The 18,242-nt window shown below is 69.5% G+C and carries 20 protein-coding genes and 1 pseudogene; 11 read left to right on the top strand and 10 right to left on the bottom strand.

What is annotated here, in order from left to right; all coding sequences use genetic code 11:
• Positions 1-57: 57 nt before the first annotated feature.
• From nuoL to QSK26_RS19520, 4 genes are read left to right on the top strand one after another with little or no spacing between them, the layout of a single operon-like run.
• Complete coding sequence (nuoL, locus tag QSK26_RS19535; protein WP_285776843.1) at positions 58-1,896, top strand: NADH-quinone oxidoreductase subunit L; 1,839 nt, start codon at positions 58-60, stop codon at positions 1,894-1,896.
• Positions 1,896-3,452 carry an NADH-quinone oxidoreductase subunit M gene (locus QSK26_RS19530; protein WP_285776613.1) on the top strand — a complete coding sequence of 519 codons (1,557 nt, stop codon included), beginning with the start codon at positions 1,896-1,898 and terminating at the stop codon, positions 3,450-3,452. The genes nuoL and QSK26_RS19530 overlap by 1 nt, the downstream gene beginning before the upstream one ends.
• Positions 3,449-5,002 carry an NADH-quinone oxidoreductase subunit NuoN gene (gene nuoN / locus QSK26_RS19525; RefSeq protein WP_285776612.1) on the top strand — a complete coding sequence of 518 codons (1,554 nt, stop codon included), beginning with the start codon at positions 3,449-3,451 and terminating at the stop codon, positions 5,000-5,002. The genes QSK26_RS19530 and nuoN overlap by 4 nt, the downstream gene beginning before the upstream one ends.
• A gap of 9 nt (positions 5,003-5,011) precedes the next feature.
• The gene (locus QSK26_RS19520; RefSeq protein WP_285776611.1) at positions 5,012-6,007 is read left to right on the top strand and encodes a polyprenyl synthetase family protein; all 996 of its coding nucleotides are present in this window, start codon (positions 5,012-5,014) and stop codon (positions 6,005-6,007) included.
• On the opposite strand, the gene rarD is transcribed toward QSK26_RS19520, so the two are convergent.
• The gene (gene rarD, locus QSK26_RS19515) at positions 5,983-6,909 is read right to left on the bottom strand and encodes an EamA family transporter RarD (RefSeq protein ID WP_285776610.1); all 927 of its coding nucleotides are present in this window, start codon (positions 6,907-6,909) and stop codon (positions 5,983-5,985) included. The two genes, QSK26_RS19520 and rarD, sit on opposite strands and share 25 nt — an antisense overlap.
• A gap of 137 nt (positions 6,910-7,046) precedes the next feature.
• On the opposite strand from rarD, the gene msrA reads away from it, so the two are divergent.
• The 4 genes from msrA (at position 7,047) to QSK26_RS19495 (ending at position 9,146) form a co-directional block, all read left to right on the top strand.
• Positions 7,047-7,733 carry a peptide-methionine (S)-S-oxide reductase MsrA gene (msrA, locus tag QSK26_RS19510; protein WP_285776609.1) on the top strand — a complete coding sequence of 229 codons (687 nt, stop codon included), beginning with the start codon at positions 7,047-7,049 and terminating at the stop codon, positions 7,731-7,733.
• 46 nt (positions 7,734-7,779) lie between these two features.
• The gene (locus tag QSK26_RS19505) at positions 7,780-8,091 is read left to right on the top strand and encodes a hypothetical protein (RefSeq protein WP_285776608.1); all 312 of its coding nucleotides are present in this window, start codon (positions 7,780-7,782) and stop codon (positions 8,089-8,091) included.
• Positions 8,067-8,483: a type II toxin-antitoxin system VapC family toxin gene (locus tag QSK26_RS19500; protein ID WP_285776607.1), complete on the top strand. Its 417-nt coding sequence runs from the start codon at positions 8,067-8,069 to the stop codon at positions 8,481-8,483. The genes QSK26_RS19505 and QSK26_RS19500 overlap by 25 nt, the downstream gene beginning before the upstream one ends.
• Before the next feature lie 192 nt (positions 8,484-8,675).
• A complete protein-coding gene (locus QSK26_RS19495) occupies positions 8,676-9,146 on the top strand; it encodes a hypothetical protein (protein WP_285776606.1) in 471 nt (156 codons plus the stop codon).
• Between the two features lie 459 nt (positions 9,147-9,605).
• On the opposite strand, the gene lgt is transcribed toward QSK26_RS19495, so the two are convergent.
• From lgt to QSK26_RS19470, 5 genes and pseudogenes are all read right to left on the bottom strand, one after another.
• The gene (gene lgt / locus QSK26_RS19490; protein ID WP_285776605.1) at positions 9,606-10,502 is read right to left on the bottom strand and encodes a prolipoprotein diacylglyceryl transferase; all 897 of its coding nucleotides are present in this window, start codon (positions 10,500-10,502) and stop codon (positions 9,606-9,608) included.
• 192 nt (positions 10,503-10,694) lie between these two features.
• Complete coding sequence (locus QSK26_RS19485; RefSeq protein ID WP_285776604.1) at positions 10,695-11,438, bottom strand: SAM-dependent methyltransferase; 744 nt, start codon at positions 11,436-11,438, stop codon at positions 10,695-10,697.
• An 86-nt stretch (positions 11,439-11,524) separates the two neighbouring features.
• A pseudogene (locus tag QSK26_RS19480) lies at positions 11,525-11,623 on the bottom strand (DNA-binding response regulator); the annotation flags it as partial.
• Between the two features lie 486 nt (positions 11,624-12,109).
• Positions 12,110-12,529 carry a YchJ family protein gene (locus QSK26_RS19475; protein ID WP_285776603.1) on the bottom strand — a complete coding sequence of 140 codons (420 nt, stop codon included), beginning with the start codon at positions 12,527-12,529 and terminating at the stop codon, positions 12,110-12,112.
• A gap of 86 nt (positions 12,530-12,615) precedes the next feature.
• Positions 12,616-13,446, bottom strand: a complete 831-nt coding sequence (locus tag QSK26_RS19470) for an SDR family NAD(P)-dependent oxidoreductase (protein ID WP_285776602.1) — start codon at positions 13,444-13,446, stop codon at positions 12,616-12,618.
• Between the two features lie 73 nt (positions 13,447-13,519).
• Between QSK26_RS19470 and QSK26_RS19465 the strand changes: the two genes are divergently transcribed.
• The gene (locus tag QSK26_RS19465; RefSeq protein WP_285776601.1) at positions 13,520-14,008 is read left to right on the top strand and encodes a winged helix-turn-helix transcriptional regulator; all 489 of its coding nucleotides are present in this window, start codon (positions 13,520-13,522) and stop codon (positions 14,006-14,008) included.
• On the opposite strand, the gene QSK26_RS19460 is transcribed toward QSK26_RS19465, so the two are convergent.
• On the bottom strand, positions 13,936-14,979 hold the full coding sequence (locus tag QSK26_RS19460; RefSeq protein ID WP_285776600.1) for an ion channel: 1,044 nt from the start codon (positions 14,977-14,979) through the stop codon (positions 13,936-13,938). The genes QSK26_RS19465 and QSK26_RS19460 overlap by 73 nt on opposite strands.
• Before the next feature lie 234 nt (positions 14,980-15,213).
• Entirely contained in the window at positions 15,214-15,645 is a 432-nt protein-coding gene (locus QSK26_RS19455; protein ID WP_285776599.1) for a VOC family protein, read from the bottom strand.
• Between the two features lie 290 nt (positions 15,646-15,935).
• Here QSK26_RS19455 and QSK26_RS19450 point away from each other — a divergent pair, with 290 nt between their 5' ends.
• Complete coding sequence (locus QSK26_RS19450) at positions 15,936-16,679, top strand: dienelactone hydrolase family protein (RefSeq protein ID WP_285776598.1); 744 nt, start codon at positions 15,936-15,938, stop codon at positions 16,677-16,679.
• A 12-nt stretch (positions 16,680-16,691) separates the two neighbouring features.
• Positions 16,692-16,979, top strand: a complete 288-nt coding sequence (locus tag QSK26_RS19445; RefSeq protein WP_285776597.1) for a DUF6295 family protein — start codon at positions 16,692-16,694, stop codon at positions 16,977-16,979.
• An 86-nt stretch (positions 16,980-17,065) separates the two neighbouring features.
• Here the strand turns inward: QSK26_RS19445 and QSK26_RS19440 are convergent, their stop codons facing one another.
• Together QSK26_RS19440 and QSK26_RS19435 are read right to left on the bottom strand one after the other, a co-directional pair.
• Positions 17,066-17,854 carry a hypothetical protein gene (locus tag QSK26_RS19440; RefSeq protein WP_285776596.1) on the bottom strand — a complete coding sequence of 263 codons (789 nt, stop codon included), beginning with the start codon at positions 17,852-17,854 and terminating at the stop codon, positions 17,066-17,068.
• Positions 17,851-18,162 carry a PadR family transcriptional regulator gene (locus QSK26_RS19435; protein ID WP_285776842.1) on the bottom strand — a complete coding sequence of 104 codons (312 nt, stop codon included), beginning with the start codon at positions 18,160-18,162 and terminating at the stop codon, positions 17,851-17,853. The genes QSK26_RS19440 and QSK26_RS19435 overlap by 4 nt, the downstream gene beginning before the upstream one ends.
• Positions 18,163-18,242: the final 80 nt, after the last annotated feature.

Here is an 18,242-nt window from a genome sequence, read left to right as displayed (position 1 = left end):
GTGGAACCCGCTGAGATTTTCCCGCATTCGGGAGGTGTGATCGGCGTCTCCTGGCTGATGATCGCGCTCCCGTTGCTGGGCGCCGCGATCCTCCTGCTGGGCGGACGCCGCACCGACCGCTGGGGCCACTTCCTCGGCGTGGCGATGTCCCTCGCGTCCTTCGTCGTGGGTGTGCTCACCTTCGTCGAACTGCTCGGCCTGGGGGAGGAGCAGCGCCGGCGGGTCGTGGAGCTGTTCGAGTTCATCCCCGGCATGGTCAACATGGGACTCCTGGTCGACCCGCTGTCGATCTCGTTCGTCCTGCTGATCACCGGTGTGGGCTCGCTGATCCACATCTACTCGATCGGCTACATGTCGCACGACCCGGGCAGGCGCAGGTTCTTCGCCTACCTGAACCTCTTCGTCGCGGCCATGCTGCTGCTGGTGCTCGCCGACAACTACGTCGGGATGTTCATCGGCTGGGAGGGCGTGGGTCTCGCCTCCTACCTGCTGATCGGCTTCTGGCAGCACAAGCCCTCCGCGGCCACCGCGGCGCAGAAGGCGTTCATCGTCAACCGGGTCGGTGACTTCGGGCTCCTGGTGGCGATGTTCCTGATCTGGACCACCTTCGGGTCCTTCGCCTACGGCCCCGTGCTCGGCGCCGCCGGCGACGCGAACGTCCCGGCCACCGCGATCGGCCTGCTGCTCCTCCTCGGCGCCTGCGGCAAGTCGGCCCAGCTCCCGCTGCAGTCCTGGCTCCTGGACGCGATGGAGGGCCCGACCCCGGTCTCCGCCCTCATCCACGCGGCCACGATGGTCACCGCGGGCGTCTACCTGATCGTCCGGTCCGGCGCCTTCTTCCAGGCCGCCCCGACCGCCCAGCTCGTCGTCACGATCGTCGGCGTGGCCACGCTGCTCGCCGGTGCGATCATCGGCACCGCCAAGGACGACATCAAGAAGGCGCTCGCCGGTTCGACGATGTCGCAGATCGGCTACATGGTGCTGGCCGCGGGCCTCGGCCCGATCGGGTACGCCTTCGCCATCGCGCACCTGATCACGCACGGCTTCTTCAAGGCCTCGATGTTCCTCGGCGCCGGCTCGGTCATGCACGCCATGAACGACGAGGTCGACATGCGCAAGTACGGCGGCCTCGCCTCGGTCATGAAGGTCACCTGGGCCACCTTCGGCCTCGGTTACCTCGCCATCATCGGCTTCCCGCTGCTGTCCGGTTACTGGACCAAGGACGGCATCATCGAGGCCGCGATGGAGCACAGCCCGATCCTGGGCTGGCTCGCCGTCATCGGCGCCGGCCTCACCGGCTTCTACATGTCGCGGGTCTTCTTCATGACCTTCCACGGCAAGCGCCGGTGGGCCGAGGACGCCCACCCGCACGAGTCGCCCGCCGTGATGACCTGGCCGCTGATCCTGCTGTCGATCGGCTCCGTCTTCGGCGGCGCCTTCCTGATCGTGGGCAACCGGTTCATGACCTTCCTCAGCCCGGCGGTCGGCGCCCCCGAGGAGCCCCTCGGCTTCCACCCGTTCAGCGTCCCCGGCATCACCACGCTCGTCCTGGTGGCGATCGGCGCGGGTTACGCGTGGACGAAGTACGGCAGGTCCGAGGTGCCCGCGGTCGCCCCGCGCGGCTCCTTCCTCACCACGTTCGCCCGTCGTGACCTGTACGGCGACGCGCTCAACGAGTCGCTGTTCATGCGTCCCGGCCAGTGGCTGACCCGCCTCGCGGTGTTCTTCGACAACCGGGGTGTGGACGGCCTGGTCAACGGCCTGGCGGCGGGGATCGGGGGCAGCTCTGGACGGCTCCGCCGGATCCAGACCGGCTTCGCAAGAAGCTACGCGTTGTCCATGCTCTTCGGCGCTGCCGTGGTGGCGGGCGCTCTGCTCCTTGTAGGGAACCTGTGATGCCCTGGCTCTCCATACTGATCGCCGTGCCCGTCCTGGGCGCGGTGGCCGTGGCCCTGCTGCCGAAGGGCAGTGACAAGGCCGCGAAGCAGCTCGCGCTGGGCGTCTCCCTGGTCGTCCTGGTGCTGACCCTCGTCATGGCGGTGCAGTTCGCGCCGGGCAACGGGCGGTGGGCGTTCCAGGAGACCTACGACTGGATCCCCAGTTTCGGGGTGCACTACGCCGTCGCGGTCGACGGCATCGCGCTGGTGCTGATCGCGCTCTCCGCCGTCCTGGTGCCGATCGTGATCCTGGCCTCCTGGCACGACGCCGACGGCACCGGCGCGGACAACCCGCCCAAGCGCTCGGTGAAGACGTACTTCTCGCTGCTGCTGGTCCTCGAAGCCATGATGATCGGCGTCTTCGCGGCGACCGACATCTTCCTGTTCTACGTGTTCTTCGAGGCCATGCTGATCCCGATGTACTTCATGATCGGGTCGTACGGCGGCGCGCAGCGGTCCTACGCCGCGGTGAAGTTCCTGCTCTACTCGCTGTTCGGCGGCCTCCTCATGCTGGTCGCCGTGATCGCGCTCTACTCGATCGCGGGTAAGAGCACCTTCCTGTTCCCCGAGCTCATCGGGGCCATCCAGGACCCGACCACGCAGAAGTGGCTGTTCGCCGGATTCTTCATCGCCTTCGCGATCAAGGCTCCGCTGTGGCCGTTCCACACCTGGCTGCCCGACGCCGCCGCGCAGGCGCCCGCCGGCGCCGCGGTGCTGCTGGTCGGCGTGCTGGACAAGGTCGGCACGTACGGCATGCTGCGCTTCTGCCTGGAGCTCTTCCCCGACGCGTCGAAGTTCTTCATCCCGCTGGTCGTGGTGCTCTCCGTGATCGGCATCGTCTACGGCGCGATCGTGGCCATCGGGCAGACCGACATGAAGCGGCTCATCGCCTACACGTCGATCTCGCACTTCGGCTTCATCGCCCTGGGCGTCTTCGCGATGACCGCCAACTCCGCGGCCGGCGCGACGCTCTACATGGTCAACCACGGGTTCTCCACCGGAGCGCTGTTCCTGATCGCCGGGTTCCTGATCTACCGCAGGGGCTCCAGCTACATCGCCGACTACGGAGGCGTGCGGAACGTCGCCCCGCTGCTCGCGGGCACCTTCCTCATCGCCGGCCTGTCCGGCCTCTCGCTGCCCGGTCTGTCGTCCTTCGTCAGCGAGTTCATGGTGCTGGTCGGCACGTTCTCCAGCCCGGTGGAGAACTTCGGCTTCGAGATTCCCGCGATCATCGGCGCCACCGGCGTGGTGCTCGCCGCCATCTACATCCTGTGGATGTACAAGCGGGTCGCGACCGGGCCCACGGCCGAGTCGGTGTCCGGCATGAAGGACCTGAACGGCCGGGAGAAGCTGGTGATCGTCCCGCTGATCGCGCTGATCATCGGCCTCGGTTTCTATCCAAAGCCACTGCTTGACGTGATCAACCCGGCAGTGGGAACCACCCTGGCGAACGTCTCGGTGCCCGCGTTCGCGCCGGCCCATCCCGTCGCCGACCAGAAGGGGGCCGGCCAGTGAACAACACCTTCCAAGCGCCGACGATCGAGTACGGGCAGCTCGCGCCGCTGCTGCTCGTGTTCGGCGCGGCGGTCGTGGGTGTGCTGATCGAGGCGTTCGCGCCGCGTTACCTGCGCAAGTCGTTCCAGGTTCCGCTGACGTTCGTGTCGCTGCTCGGGGCGTTCGCGCTGATCCTGGTGCAGGTGTTCGTGAGCGGCGTGCCGACCGCGCCCGCCGCGATGGGCGCCGTCGCGGTGGACGGCCCGTCGCTGTTCATCTGGGGCGTCATCCTGATCCTCGCCGCCGTGAGCGTGCTGCTGATCACCGATGACGACCACTTCGTCCCGCAGGCGGCAGCCGTACCGGGCTCCGCCGAGGAGGACGACGCGCTCGCCGAGGGCGCGGCGCACACCGAGGTCTACCCGCTCGTGCTGTTCGCGGTCGGCGGCATGCTGCTCTTCGCGGCGTCCAACGACCTGCTCATGATGTTCGTGGCCCTTGAGGTCATGTCGCTGCCGCTGTACCTGCTGTGCGGCCTGGCCCGCCGTCGCCGCCTCCTCTCCCAGGAGGCGTCGGTGAAGTACTTCCTGCTCGGCGCGTTCTCCTCCGGCTTCTTCCTGTACGGCATGGCGCTGATCTACGGCTTCGCCGGCACGGTGGACCTCGCCGGGATCAGCCGGGCGCTCGGCACGGTCAGCGGGCAGGACCCGCTGCTGCTGATCGGCACGGCCCTGCTCGGCGTCGGCCTGCTCTTCAAGATCGGCGCCGCGCCGTTCCAGGCGTGGAAGCCGGATGTCTACCAGGGCGCGCCGACCCCGATCACCGCGTTGATGGCCTCGGGCACCCTGGTCGCCGCGTTCGGCGCGTTGCTGCGGGTCTTCTGGGTGGCGCTGGGCAACCTCGACTGGGACTGGCGCCCGGTCATGTGGGGTGTGGCGATTCTCACCATGGTGCTGGGCGCGATCCTGGCGATCACCCAGACCGACATCAAGCGGATGCTCGCCTACTCCTCGATCGCGCACGCGGGCTTCCTGCTCGTCGGCGTCATCGCGACCGGCGACGCCAGGCAGAACGCCGACGCGCTCTCCGGCATCCTGTTCTACCTGCTGGTCTACGGCATCACGACGGTGGGCGCCTTCGCGGTGGTCACGGTGGTGCGCGACGCCGGCGGTGAGGCGGGGCACCTGTCGCGGTGGGCCGGTCTCGGCAAGCGGGCGCCGGCGCTGGCCGGGGTGTTCGCCTTCTTCCTGCTTGCGTTCGCCGGGATCCCCCTCACGTCCGGATTTTTCGGGAAATATGCTGTCTTTGCGGCGGCGGCCACCGGCGGGGCACTCCCGCTGGTCATCGTCGGCGTGGTGAGCTCTGCGGTCGCGGCGTTCTTCTATGTGCGCGTGATCGTGCTGATGTTCTTCAGCGAGCCCGCCGCCGACGGCCCGACGATCGCGGTTCCCAGTATGGGTACCGCGGCCGTGGTCACCGTCGCGGCAGCGGCTACGGTGGTGCTGGGGGTGTTTCCGGAGCCCGTGCTCCGCCTGGCCGACCAGGCCGCTTCTACGTTGTTCATTCGTTAAGGGGTTCGTATGGCTGCGCCGCCCGTTGTTGATCTGCCCTTCGTCGACGAGCGGCTGACCGAAGACGTGACCGCGGGACTGGCCTCTGTCGAGAAGCTCCTCCGCTCTTCCGTGGAGAGTGAGGACTCCTTCATCACGGAGGCCTCACGTCATCTGATCGAGGCCGGCGGCAAGCGGTTCCGCGCGATGCTGGTGCTGCTGGCGGCGCAGTTCGGGGACGCGGACGCGCCGGGCGTGGTGCCCGGCGCGGTCGTGATCGAGTTGACCCACCTGGCGACCCTCTACCACGACGACGTCATGGACGACGCCCGGGTCCGCCGCGGCTCGCCGTCGGCCAACGCCCGGTGGGACAACACCGTCGCGATCCTCACCGGCGACTACCTCTTCGCCCAGGCGTCCGAGATCCTCGCCGACCTCGGCGCCGAGGTCATCCGGATCCAGGCGCAGACCTTCTCCAGCCTGGTCCGCGGGCAGATCAGGGAGACGATCGGCCCCCGCCAGGGCGAGGACGCGATCACGCACTATCTCCAGGTGCTCGCGGACAAGACCGGCTCGCTCATCGCCACCTCCGGCCGCTTCGGCTCCCTGCTGGCGGGTGCGCCCACCGACGTGGTGGACCGGGTGTCCCGGGCGTGCGAGGCCATCGGCATCGCCTGGCAGCTCGGTGACGACCTGCTGGACGTCGCGTCGTCGTCGGGGGAGAGCGGCAAGACGCCGGGCACCGACCTGCGCGAGGGCGTGCGCACCCTGCCGGTCCTGCACGTGCTGGCGTCCTCCGCGCCGCAGGACGAGCGGCTGCGGGAACTGCTCGCGGGCCCGGTGGCGGAGGAGGACCTGGCGGAGGCGCTCCACCTGCTGCGGGCCCACCCTGCCATGAAGCAGGCCAGGGAAGAGCTCATGCGCTGGACCGACCGGGCGCGGCACGACCTGGCGGGTCTCCCCGACATCCCCGCCCGATCGGCCTTCCTGGCGCTCTGCGACTACGTGGTCGCCCGCTCCGGCTGACGCACGGGGGGCACCGGGGACCGCCGGGTCGCGCGGGCGTTGCGCAGACTGTCCCAGGTGAAGATGGCGAGGGCTATCCACACGATGGCGAAACCCGCCCACCTGCTGGGCGGCATCGTCTCGCGAATGATCAGCACGCCGACGAGGAACTGCAGCACCGGCGCGATGTACTGGAGCAGCCCGATCACCGTGAGCGGCACCCGGATCGCCGCCGCGGTGAAGAAGAGCAGCGGCACCGCGGTGATCACCCCGGAGAGGGCGAGCAGCGCCGCGTGCCCCACCCCGTGCCCGCCGAAGGTCCCCTGACCGCTGCCCTGCAGGACGAACAGGTACGCCAGGGCGGGCACCAGAAACGCCAGCGTCTCGACGGTGAGGCTCTCCGCCGCCCCCACGTTCGCGATCTTCTTGATCAGGCCGTAGGTGCCGAAGCTCGCGGCGAGGACCAGCGCGATCCACGGCGGCCTGCCGTAGTCGACGGCCAGCACGACCATCGCGATCGTGCCGAGCCCGACCGCCACCCACTGCGTACGGCGCAGCCGCTCGCGCAGCAGCACCACCCCGAACAGCACGCTGACCAGCGGGCTGATGAAGTAGCCGAGGGCGCTCTCGACGACGTGCCCGGTGTTCACCGCGTAGATGTAGACGCCCCAGTTGACCGAGATGATCAGGGCGGCCAGCGCCAGCAGGGCGACCTTCTTCGGCTGCCGGACAAGAGGTGCGAACCAGGACCAGTGCCGCCGGACCGCGAGGATGCCGAGCACGGCCACCAGGGACCAGACCATGCGATGGGCGAGGATCTCCACCGGTCCCGCCGGTTCGAGGAGCGGCCAGTAGAGGGGGAAGAGGCCCCACATGGCATAGGCGGCGACACCGTACAGGAGGCCGCGGCGTTCATCAGGCATGTCCCCCATTTTCGGTGCTTACTGGGTTCAGCACAAATAAGCAGTTCTTTGTCGCACTATGTAGTGATGCTTATTCGGGAACAATCCCCGCCGCCAGGCGGTTGCCGAAGGCAAAACCCCCCCGATGGAGGTGCCTCATGGGCTGGCTGTTCGGCAGGAACAAGACAACCCTGGTCACGGCTGAGGACGCGCTCCCCGGCCGCTCAACCCCCATACCGGTGCCCCCGCGTCACGCGGTCCTGGACGCCCCGCTCGCCCCGCCGCACCCCGCGGGCGCCGAGATCGCCGACTTCGGCCTGGGCTGCTTCTGGGGCGCCGAGCGCAAGTTCTGGCAGACCGAGGGCGTGCTCACCACCGCCGTCGGCTACCAGGGCGGCCACACCCCCAACCCCACCTACGAAGAGGTCTGCACCGGCCGCACCGCCCACACCGAGGTCGTCCGGGTCGTCTTCGACCCCGCCAAGGTCTCCTACGAGGAGCTCCTGCGCGTCTTCTGGGAGGCCCACGACCCCACCCAGGGCATGCGCCAGGGCAACGACATCGGCACGCAGTACCGCTCGGCCATCTACCACCACAGCCCCGCCCAGGAAAAGTCCGCCCTGACCTCCCGCGACACCTACCAACAGGCCCTCACCCAGGCCGGCCACCACGCCATCACCACCGAGATAGCCCCGGCCCCCGCGTTCTACTACGCCGAGGAGTATCACCAGCAGTACCTTTGGCGCAATAAGAACGGCTACTGCGGGTTGGGCGGCACCAGCGTCAAGCTAGGTGACCCGTCCGAGTGGTCCTGTCCGACCGGGCTAACGACCGCAAGGGAGTAGGCTCAACCTCACGACGGATTGCTACTTCAAGTAGTAAACTAGTTGTATGAGCATGCCTGAGCGGGACTTCGGACCGGGGGATGGCCCGGCGGCCAAGGTGAGCGTCTCCCTGCGCTCGGGGAACATCCGGGCGGTCAGGGAACGTGTTGGAGCGCGCGGATTCTCCGCGTACGTGGATGCGGCGGTGGAACGTCAGATCGAGCGTGATCTGCTGGAGGAGGCGCTGCAGGCGAACGAGGCGGCCTCGGGGCCGATCCCGCAGGCGTTTCGCGATGAGGCGGCTGAGCTGTTCCGCAGTGTGAAGTCCGCGCCCGAGCTCGTGGAGGAGGACGGGTGGCGCGCGCACGAAGCAAGCTGAGCGCGGGCACCGTCGTCTTGGACTGCGACGGGCTCGTCAAGTGGTGTGAGGCCGACCAGCGGGTGACCGCGATCGTACGGGAGGCGCAGGACAACGACTTCCGGGTCGTCGTCAGCGCGATGACGCCGATCGAGGCTCAAGACGTGCGAGTGAAAAGTGATCGCCTCAAGTGGTACCTGTCGCGGCTGAGGATCGAGCCGGTGACCGAGGAGATCTGTTCGCGTGCGATCGAGTTGCTGCGTGGCAGCCGGCTTCACGGCCATAAGTACGCCATCGATGCTGTCGTGGCCGCTACGGCGCTCCGTGCGGTGAAGCCGGTTCTCATCCTCACCTCCGACGAAGACGACATGAGCAAGCTCTGTGGGAAAACCGTCAAGATCGTCGGGCTTTGAGGGCCAGGGCCACCTGGTAATGCACGATGGGCGGTACCGGGGTCTCCTGCCCGGCGGGCATTGCGCCTGTGGGTGGCTGAGTTCCTAAGGCGATCTTACTGTCGCAGGAACAAGATCCGGGAGGTGTGGACACGCTCTACCGTCATGGATCGACCACCCACATCAGAACGTGTTCTGACGTACACTGATGCGATGAGCGCTAGCCATGCCGACGCAGTGACCTTTTCTGATTTGTCGAGAAACCCGCGAGCGGTCGCCGAGCGCGCGGCGCGCCTTGGACGGGTGCGTGTCACACATCGAGATGCTCCAGATTTCTACTTGACCGCGGCTGACCGCGAAGAGGAGCGCGAACGGACGCTGGCCACCGCGTCCCGATTGTTCCTTGCGTTGATCAAGCACGACCCCACCGCGCGTGCGCTGGTCATCGCCATGCCGGAGGTCTTCCCCTGGGTTCGCCATCTGTCTTCGGCCGAGTTGCGTGCGTTCACACTGGAACTGGTCGAGGCGCTCTCCGACGCGGCCGAGCTCGACGTCGATGCCACCAGTCAAGAGGTCATCGCGGGCTGGCGGGCCACTGCCAGAATCAAGGCAGACCCTGCGCACTACGCCGAGGCTCGCAAGCCCACGAGCGGTGACTTCGGGCCGGTGCAGGTTTCGGCATGAGCCCAAAGCGCGGAGATCGGGTTACAGTGCCGCCTCCGGACGACGAGTGGGACGTCCGGTTCGGTACCAGCGACGCGGTCCGGGGCTGGGAAGAGCTGTGCCGACATGCCCTGGCCAATACGCGTCGATGCTTCGAGATGCTGCGGGTCGACCCCCGTACGGGCTCCAGCCACGATCGGCAGCATCGTCTACGTGGCGACCTTGCGACTCATCGTCACAACGGCAAGGACTTGGAGCAGTGGGAGTTCGAGGTCACCAGCGGTGGGCGCGTGCGTTATGTCATCGATGACACCACTCATACCGTCTGGGTGATCTACGCATCGCCTCGACACCCCAAGGACACGGAGTAGGCGACTATCGCTGCGTGAAACAGAGCACTACCACCCAGCAGTATTCGTTCAAGAACCCGAACGGAGCGCCTGCCCCTGCCCTGACAGCACCTGGTCGGGGTTGGTCGCGTCAGGTGCGTTCGACGGGGTCGGGGGGCTGGGCGTCGTTCTTCTCGTGTGGGGTCTTGGGGGGTGAGGGCGGGGCCGCGAGGTGTTCGGTGTCCTTGTTGCGTGTCAGCCAGAGGTAGGCCAGTGCGCCGGCGAACAGCACGATCGAGGTCCACTGGTTGATCCGCAGTCCCAGGAGCGTCACCGCGTAGTCCACTCCGCCCACCGGGTCGATCCGCAGGCCCTCGATCCAGAACCGCCCGAACGTGTAGCCGGCGACGTAGAGGGCGAACAGGCGGCCGTGGCGCAGGGTGAACCGCCTGCCGGCCAGGATCAGTGCGAAACCGAGTGCCGTGTTCCACAGTGACTCGTACAGGAACGTCGGGTGGTAGAGCACGCCTGGCTCGCCGCCGTGCGCCTGGTCGATCTCCAGGCCCCACGGCAACGTGGTCGGACTGCCGTACAGCTCCTGGTTGAACCAGTTGCCCCAGCGGGCGATCGCCTGCCCGAACGCGATGCCGGGCGCGATCGCGTCGGCCACGGCGCCCAGAGGCAGCCCGCGGCGGCGGCAGGCCAGCCACACGCCCACGCCGCCCAGGGCGACCGCGCCCCAGATGCTCAGCCCGCCTTCCCAGATGAACAGCGCCTGGTAGGGCTCCTTGATCGCGCGCGGGCCGAAGTAGGTCTGCCAGTCGGTGATGACGTGGTAGAGGCGGGCGCCGATCAGACCGAAGACCACTCCGGGGATCGCGATGTCGCTGATCGTGCCCTTCTCGCCGCCGCGGGCACGCCAGCGGCGCTCGCCGAGCCAGATGCCGAAGGCGATCGCGACGAGGAAGCACAATGCGTAGGCCCGGATCGGGATGAATCCGAGAAACCACACCCCTTCGGGAGGGCTCGGAATCGAGGCAAGGGGCATGCCGGTGAGGCTAGTCAACGTGAGGCCACTTGGCCGCTTTCGTGACCTGATCGCAAACCTTCTTCGGCGACAGGTGTCACCACAAGCCAACCCGCCTACGCGCTCATGACGGCCAGGCTGAGCCACGCCCGCTGGCGCGGACACCACGCTTCCCGAGATCCCGACAGGCGCGGCATGTTGGGATCGCGGCGGTCAGCCCGTTCGCTGGAGCAGGAGGGTGACGAAGCCGAGGGTCCGGCGGTAGCCGTGCAGCCACATGTCGCGGTGTTCGAGGGCGGCTGCGCGGGCCTTGTCGGCGTCCGGGCCGGGGTTCTCGTTGGCCCAGCGGAGGAGTGTCCCCGTCCAGGACCACTCGTAGTCATCCCATTCGGACAGGTCGCTGGTGTAGGCGTAGACCGTGTGGAAACCGGTGGACTCGGCGGCGGCGACCGTACCGGGTAGGTCGAGGAGGTCAGACGGCTTGGCGTCCAGCCGGGTGAGCGCCTCCGGTGTCGGCTCGCGCTCCCAGAATCCCTCGCCGACGAGCGCCAGCCCGTTCGGCCGCAGGTAGCGCCGTACGTGGTCGAGGGTGGGGCCGAGTCCGCCGAACGCGTGCGTCGCCCCGACGCAGATCACCAGGTCGTACCGCTCGACCGCGGGGAAGTCGGCGGCCGGCTTCTCGTGCAGCCGGATGCGCTCCCAGACGCCCTGGATGTCCGCGTTCTCCTCGGCGGCCTTGAGCGCGACGGGGGAGATGTCGACGCCGTCGGCGGTCGCGTCCTCGTAGAGCGCCAGGGCGCGCAGTGTCCAGGCCGCCTCACCGCAGCCGAGATCCAGGATCCTCGCCCCTTCGGGCAGCCGGGCCCGGCGCAGCAGCCGGGTCACGTGGGCGCCGGAGACCGGCGCGGCGATGGGATGGTCCCGGTGGGCGAGGTGGCTGATGAACTGGCGTTCCATGGTTACCAATCTGTCCTATCTCCCCCGGGCGGCACCAGCCGTTCGGCGGTACTGCGGGCGCCTGTCCGCTCGCGGGGGTATGGGCGTCACTGCGGGATGAGGCCCGTTTCGTGGGCGAGGATGGCCGCCTGGACGCGGTTGCGCAGGTCGAGGCGGATGAAGATGGCGCTGACGTAGCCCTTGACGGGCGGCCAGCACGCCGGCGTTCATCGTGGCCGCGACCGCCGCCCAGATGACCAGTGGCGCCGAGTAGTGGCACAGCTGGAAGAAGGTCAGGTCCCGCCCGCCGCCGACGAGCCGGCCGATCAGGCCGGGCAGGCCGATCAGCAGGACGAGGGGGACGAGCCGGGGCGCCAGGCGCGGGACGAGCCGCCACGACGGCCGGGTGGCGGCCCGCGCCGCCCAGTCCCGGGTGCGGCGCAGGTTACGGATGCCGAGGAGCACGCTCAGCAAGGTGAGCCCGGCCGGCACCAGGTCGACGATGAGCCGGACCGGCGCACTCCCGTCGTCTCGTCGGCGGCGGCCACGCCAGGGATCACGTTCTGGTGGCACAGGGCCCGAAGGGCACGGTCCACCCCTGACTTTCGTCAGGTTCCGCTCCTGCGCTCCTGATCCGGGGCACACCGGAAGCGTGCCGGGGCCGGTCCGGGTCGTGGCATCCGGCCGCCGGTTCAGCCGGAGGTGTCGCCGTCGAGGTAGGTCCAGGCGCCCTCGTGGCGGGCGAAGCGGCTCTGCTCGCGGAGTTGGCCGGGGCGGCCGCGGTGGGTGTAGTGGGCGCGGAAGGTGACGGTGCCGGCGGTGTGGAAGGGGGTGCCGTCCGTGACGTTCTCGATCTCCAGGGTGCTCCAGCGCATGTCCCGGTCGAAGTCGACGCGGGGCGGCCGGGTGCTGGGATGCCAGGTGCGCAGCAGGTAAGCCTCGTCCTCGACGGCGAACGCGGAGAAGCGCGAGCGCATGAGCGCCTCCGCCGTCGGCGCGGCCTGCCCGGCGTGGAACCGGCCGCAGCACTGACCGTAGGAGGCGGACAGACCGCACGGACAGGGGCCGTCGCCACGCGGCGGGGTACGGCGAGAGCGCGAGGTGCCTTTCACCCTGCGAGGCTAACCGCTACCACCCCCGTCCGGCACGGCCCGCCCACCGAAGAGCACGATGAGGCCGGTTCGTCGCCGGTGGTCATTCACTTCTGTGTGGTGAGGAGTTTTTCGGTGAGGGTGGTCAGGCGGTGGGCGGTGGCGGGGGTGAAGGTTCTCAGGGTGAGGGGGACGGGGGTGCCTCGGTCTATGGCGGTGAGGGGGGCCGGTGGGGGGTGGTCGAGGAGGTCGCTCATCGGGGGGATCACCTGGTCGAGGGAGCGGGCGGCGAACCTCGCGTAGACGGTGAGCAGGGTTCTCAGGGGCTGGGGGAGAGCCGCGAGGCTGCCGCTGTCGGTGAAGCCGGGGTGGTACAGCACGTATCTGATCCTGTCGCCGGCCTGGGCGGCGAAGGAGACGCCGAGCAGGTCGTTGGCGCGGCCGGCCTGGAGTTGGGCGCGCAGCATGCTGTACCGGCGTTCCAGTTGCGGATCGTCCCAGCTGATCGAACCCGCGGTGTTCCCGGCTCCGGCGACGTTGAGGATGACAGGGGCTGGGCTCGCCTCCAGCGCCTCGCGCAGGCCGTGGCCGAGGAGGTAGCGGCTCAGGTAGTAGAGGGCGAAGGTGTACTCCAGGCCGTCCGGCGTCTCCCGGCGGCGGAGGTGCGGGCGGTTGGCGGTCAGGACGAGGGCGTCGATCACGGGGTGGTGGACGGTCACGTGCTCGATCACCCGCCGGTTCTCCGCGATCGAGCTGAGGTCGGCGCGCAGGAAGCGCAGCCGTTCTTCCCCATGCGGTATCCCGAGCGCCGCCGTGCGCAGGTGGTCGCCGGGGCCGCTGCCGACGGCCAGGACGGTGTCCCCTCTGCGCAGGCGGTCCAGGGCCAGGGATCTGCCCATGCCCCCGGTGGCGCCCGCTATGACGATGGTCTTGGTCACGCGTCCTCCCGTTGCCGAATCGCGTGACGCCATCATCGATACATTGCGGAGAGTCGCGTAAGGAGGCAGTTCGATGTCCGGTACGCACACCGATGTGCCCAGCATGCTGGCGCACGACCTGCCGTGGCCGGTGCCGGCCGAGGAGCACGCGGCCTGCGTGGTCACCGACGTGCTGCGGCGGGTGGGGGACAAGTGGAGTGTGCTGATCGTGGTGCTGCTCGGCCGGGGGCCGCGCCGGTTCAACGAGTTGCGGCGCATGGTCGAGGGGATCAGCCAGCGGATGCTCACCCGTACGCTGCGCGGCCTGGAGCGTGACGGCCTGGTGGCGCGCACGGTCCACCCGACGGTGCCGCCGTCGGTCGAGTACGCCCTGACGGAGCTGGGGGCGACGCTGCTCGTCCCGTTGTCGGCGGTCGCCGACTGGGCGGTCGGCCATGAGGCCGCCATCACCGCGGCCCGTGCCGGCTACGACGCCGCCGCCGGCGCGGGTCACGACCCGGGACCGGCCTCGCGCAGTGCACTGGCGATCTCGTCGGGGGCGAGGCGGCGCGGGCCGACGTAATACAGTACGGCTCCCGCCGGGAGCCGGGTCTGCCAGCCCGGGTTGACCAGGAGGGTGTCGTCGGCGCGGGCGGCGAGCATCGTGGCGCCGTACCGGCGGCCCAGCGAGGTCTGGCAGCGGTCCACCAGCACCGGGCCCAGGGACTCCGGCAACCGCACCGAGTACGTGTCCGCGCCGCCGCCGTGGGTCATCAGCTGGGTGTAGATCTCGGTGATCCCGGGGTCCTTCAGCTCCTCGGTGATCATGTGTGGGTTGTGCCACTGGACGCAGCGCACGCGCTCGTCGACGTACCGCAGGTGCCGTACCCTGCCGAGGTCGCGCAGGGCGACGACGAGGTGGGCGCCGTCGGCGACGTGCACGGCGGTGACCGCGACCGCCAGCGCCTCGTTGTCGTCGCGGGCGTCGACCAGCACGCTGTGCGCGCGCTGCACGCCGGCCCGGCGCAGCACGCCGTCGTCGGTCAGGTCGCCGCGCACGTAGGCGACGTCGCGGTCGGGCAGCGGATGCGTGCCGGCGTCGTCCCAGGCGCAGAGCACGACCCGGCTCCCGTCGGCGCCCAGCTCGTCCACCATCTGCTCGGTACGCCCCGGCGTGTAGCCGAGCAGCACGATGTGGCCGGAGTAGTCCACGGTGACGGAACCCTGCATCCTTCGCCCCTTCGCCCGTTCCAACGCCGTGGACAGTCTGGTGAACACCGTCGTCAGGGTGGCGATGCCGCCGACGATGACGTAGACGCCGACGAGGTGGCCGCCGAACGACTCGGGATACACGTCCCCGTAGCCCACGGTCGAGGCGGTGACCACGAAGTACCACCAGTAGGTGGCCGGCTCCGCGATCGCGCTTCCCGGGGGTTCGGCGATCGCCATCAGCGGCCAGCTCGTGAAGAACACCAGGCTGAAGACGAGCACCGGCGTCCACCACGCCCCCAGCCGCGCGAACCGGGCCAGCAGGCGAGCGAGAAAGACCGGCACGCTTCCTCCCATATTGCCCATTGCGCTGTGGTCACCTTAGTGGGGGATATATCAGCACAAAAGGGGGTGGCTCGGCGGGTGCCTGCGGGCGCCTCGTCCGGACTCGGGGGAAGTGTCGGGTGGGAGATCAGGTCATGGCGTCATCGCTGTGGCGTGGTTCGGCCGGGCCGTTCGCGCACTCCGCGAAGCCCGCGCCTGCCCCCCGCCGCCTGCAGCCCTGGGGCGAGGGGCCGATCAGACGGCGAAGATCTGGGAGTCGTCGGCGAACGCCTTGAACTCCAGGGCGTTGCCGGCCGGGTCGAGGAGGAACATCGTCCACTGTTCGCCGGGCTGGCCTTCGAAGCGCAGGTAGGGCTCGATGACGAAGGCGGTGTTCGCGGCGCGGAGGCGGTCGGCCAGTTCGTGGAACTGGGGGACGGTGAGGATCAGGCCGAAGTGCGGGACGGGGACGTCGTGGCCGTCGACCGCGTTGCGGGCCGCCTGGCCGCGGCCGGGGGCGAGATGGGTGACGAACTGGTGGCCGCGCAGGTTCCAGTCGGTCCAGGTGTCCGCGCTACGACCCTGCTCGCAGCCCAGGACCTCGCCGTAGAAACGGCCGGCCGCCGCCAGGTCGTCGACCGGCACGGCCAGGTGGAACCGGGGGATCGGCGAGTCGAGCGCGCTCACGTGACACTCCTGTCGAAGAGGGCGCCAGGCACCACACCCGGCACTACGCCGTATGTTAGGCAGTTCGTTCCGCTTGGCACCAGGATGGTGGAGTGCCCCAAGCCGGCGATCCGGCCGGTGGAGCGGGTGCCTCACGAAGTGGTCAGGCTGAGCTGTTAAGTTCGCGTGTGTAGTGGTTTGGGGTGCGTGATCCTGTCGAGACGCCCAGGGGTCGTCCGAAGCCTGTGCCGGACCTCTGGCGCACCCGTGGTCGCGACCCCGTGTGAACGCGAGCACCAGGAGGCATTCCTATGAACGACGCGATATGGGCCGGCACCGTCACCATCACCGGGCACGAGCAGGCGGAGCTTGAGGCGTACCTCGCCCGGCCCCTCGGCGACCGGTCGCGCGGCGGCGTCGTGGTGATCCACCACATGCCCGGCTACGACGAGGCCACCAAGGAGATCGTCCTCAAGTTCGCGGCGCACGGTTACGCGGCGATCTGCCCGAACCTCTACTCCCGCGAGGGCGCCGGCGTCGCGCCGGACGACCAGGCCGCGGCGGCGCGGGCCAAGGGCGGCATCCCGGACGGGCAGCTCGTCGGCGACGTCGCCGAGGCGGCGGCCTATCTCAACTCGCTGGACCACGCCAACGGCAGGATCGGCGTGATCGGCTACTGCTCGGGCGGCCGGCAGGCCTTCCTCGCCGCCACCTCGCTGCGGATCGACGCGGCGGTGGACTGCTACGGCGCGTTCGTGGTGAACGACCCGCCGGCGGAGTTCCCGATGAAGGTGAAGTCGCTGCTGGGCAGGGCTCCCGACCTGTCCTGCCCGCTGCTCGGGCTCTTCGGCGAGGAAGACTCCTTCCCGGGGCCGGAGGAGGTGGCCACGCTCGCCGCCGAGTTGGAGAAGCTGGGCAAGGAGCACGAGTTCCACAGCTACCCGGGCGCCGGGCACGGGTTCTTCTCCGTGGACCGGCCCGCCTACCGCCCGGCCGCCGCGGTGGACGGCTGGCAGAAGGTCTTCGCGTTCTTCGGCCGCAACCTCAGCGCCTGACAGGAGGCCGCCATGTGCACCTATCTCACCGAGAAGATCGAACTGGACGGCGCGGGCAAGGGCGGCTCCGGCTGGTTCACCGTCAGCGAGGGCGCCGTCTACGTGGACCACCCCTTCCACGCCTGCCACGAGCACACGGTGAACATCGACTTCACCAACCCGGCCGAGGGCCCTTCGGCACGGGTGGCGGTCGAGCTCACCGAGGAGTCCGCGCTGGCCCTGATCGAGGCGATCCAGAAGGCGCTGGCCGCGGCCCCTCCCGGGCTCGCCTCCGGCCGCCCGCGCGCCGCCGCGCCCTGAGGCGTACGGTCCCTCGCCCCCGCGTGAGTCCGGCCCGCCCCCGGCAGCACGCGCACGAGTCCACACCGGCCACCGGCACCCGGCCGTCAGATCACCTTCTCCGTACGGCGGGCCGCGACGGCGGAGGCGGCGGCCAGCAGGGTCACCAGCCCCCAGTAGAGGAAGTCACGGGTGCTGTGCCAGGGCAGATAGCCCCACCTGTCCTCTAACTGGAAGGTCGCCAGGCCGGTGCCGACGTAGATCGCGCTCGCCAGCGCCCACCGCGCGTCCCTGGCCGCCACCGTCGCCCACAGCGCCGCGCCGGCGAGCAGAGCGTCGATCCCCACGCTGACCAGGGCCCACGGCTGGAAGGCGTAGAGCCCGAACGCACCGGCCGAGGGCAGCCAGAAGAACGCCGGGATGGCCGACCACCCCCAGGATCGCCTGGTCAGCCCGGTGCCGGGCCATAGCGCCAGGACGGCCAGGCAGGCGAGGACGACGCCGATCAGGATCGACGAGGTCCCGGCCGCGGTGAAGACGAACAGCGCCAGGGGCAGGGCCGGCCACACCCATCCGCGCAGGAGCAGCAGTACCAGCACGATCGCCCCCTCGGTGCCGAACTGAGACCTCGGCGGGCCCTGCGCGGCGAGTTCCGTCACCGTGAGCGCGAGCACGGCCAGATGGAGGCCGTCGGCCCACCAGGGCGTCCGGGTCCTTCGCGCCTCGGTCGCGTGCGCGGCGAACGCGCCGGTCAGCAGGGCGGCCGTCTCCCGGATCGGGAAGCGGTGCGTGGCCAGCATCAGCGTGCCGACGAGTTCCTCCCCCTGCCGGTCCCGGAACCCCCGGGGGTAGAGCAGGAGCAGCCGCCGGTACCAGGTTTCCCGCCGGCGGGTCACGCGCCCGTCACCGCGATCCGGCGGGTGACGAGCTCGACGGCCTGCTGGAGGCGGGCAGCCTCCGCGCGGAGCGCGCCGATGCCGTCGTCGGTGATCCGGTAGTACCGCCGGGTGCGCCCTTCGACGATCTCCTCGCGGTCCGCCACGACCAGGCCGCCCTCCTCCAGGCGGTCGAGCGTGCGGTACAGGGTGGCGACGGCGATGCGCACCCGCCCGGCCGACTGCTCACCGGTGCGCAGGATGATCCCGTAGCCGTGCAGGGGACCGTCCAGCAGCGCGGTGAGGATGAAATAGGTCGCTTCCGACATTCGCGTCACGGCACGACTATATCTCCACAGTGGATATATGCGTCATAGGGATCGGCGGGCGAGTTTTCGCCGCGGGGGCG

This window comes from Microtetraspora sp. NBRC 13810, assembly GCF_030268685.1.
In the GTDB taxonomy this organism is placed as follows: Bacteria; Actinomycetota; Actinomycetes; order Streptosporangiales; family Streptosporangiaceae; genus BSRQ01.
This window is presented reverse-complemented; position numbering and strand designations above follow the sequence as displayed.

What these genes read in the sequence shown, in the direction of transcription:
- nuoL (WP_285776843.1), top strand. Translation starts at nt 58, where the DNA reads ATGATCGCGCTCCCGTTGCTGGGCGCCGCGATCCTCCTGCTGGGCGGA.
- QSK26_RS19530 (WP_285776613.1), top strand. Translation starts at nt 1,896, where the DNA reads ATGCCCTGGCTCTCCATACTGATCGCCGTGCCCGTCCTGGGCGCGGTG.
- QSK26_RS19520 (WP_285776611.1), top strand. Translation starts at nt 5,012, where the DNA reads ATGGCTGCGCCGCCCGTTGTTGATCTGCCCTTCGTCGACGAGCGGCTG.
- rarD (WP_285776610.1), bottom strand. Translation starts at nt 6,909, where the DNA reads ATGCCTGATGAACGCCGCGGCCTCCTGTACGGTGTCGCCGCCTATGCC.
- msrA (WP_285776609.1), top strand. Translation starts at nt 7,047, where the DNA reads ATGGGCTGGCTGTTCGGCAGGAACAAGACAACCCTGGTCACGGCTGAG.
- QSK26_RS19505 (WP_285776608.1), top strand. Translation starts at nt 7,780, where the DNA reads ATGAGCATGCCTGAGCGGGACTTCGGACCGGGGGATGGCCCGGCGGCC.
- QSK26_RS19495 (WP_285776606.1), top strand. Translation starts at nt 8,676, where the DNA reads ATGAGCGCTAGCCATGCCGACGCAGTGACCTTTTCTGATTTGTCGAGA.
- lgt (WP_285776605.1), bottom strand. Translation starts at nt 10,502, where the DNA reads ATGCCCCTTGCCTCGATTCCGAGCCCTCCCGAAGGGGTGTGGTTTCTC.
- QSK26_RS19485 (WP_285776604.1), bottom strand. Translation starts at nt 11,438, where the DNA reads ATGGAACGCCAGTTCATCAGCCACCTCGCCCACCGGGACCATCCCATC.
- QSK26_RS19465 (WP_285776601.1), top strand. Translation starts at nt 13,520, where the DNA reads ATGTCCGGTACGCACACCGATGTGCCCAGCATGCTGGCGCACGACCTG.
- QSK26_RS19450 (WP_285776598.1), top strand. Translation starts at nt 15,936, where the DNA reads ATGAACGACGCGATATGGGCCGGCACCGTCACCATCACCGGGCACGAG.
- QSK26_RS19445 (WP_285776597.1), top strand. Translation starts at nt 16,692, where the DNA reads ATGTGCACCTATCTCACCGAGAAGATCGAACTGGACGGCGCGGGCAAG.
- QSK26_RS19435 (WP_285776842.1), bottom strand. Translation starts at nt 18,162, where the DNA reads ATGTCGGAAGCGACCTATTTCATCCTCACCGCGCTGCTGGACGGTCCC.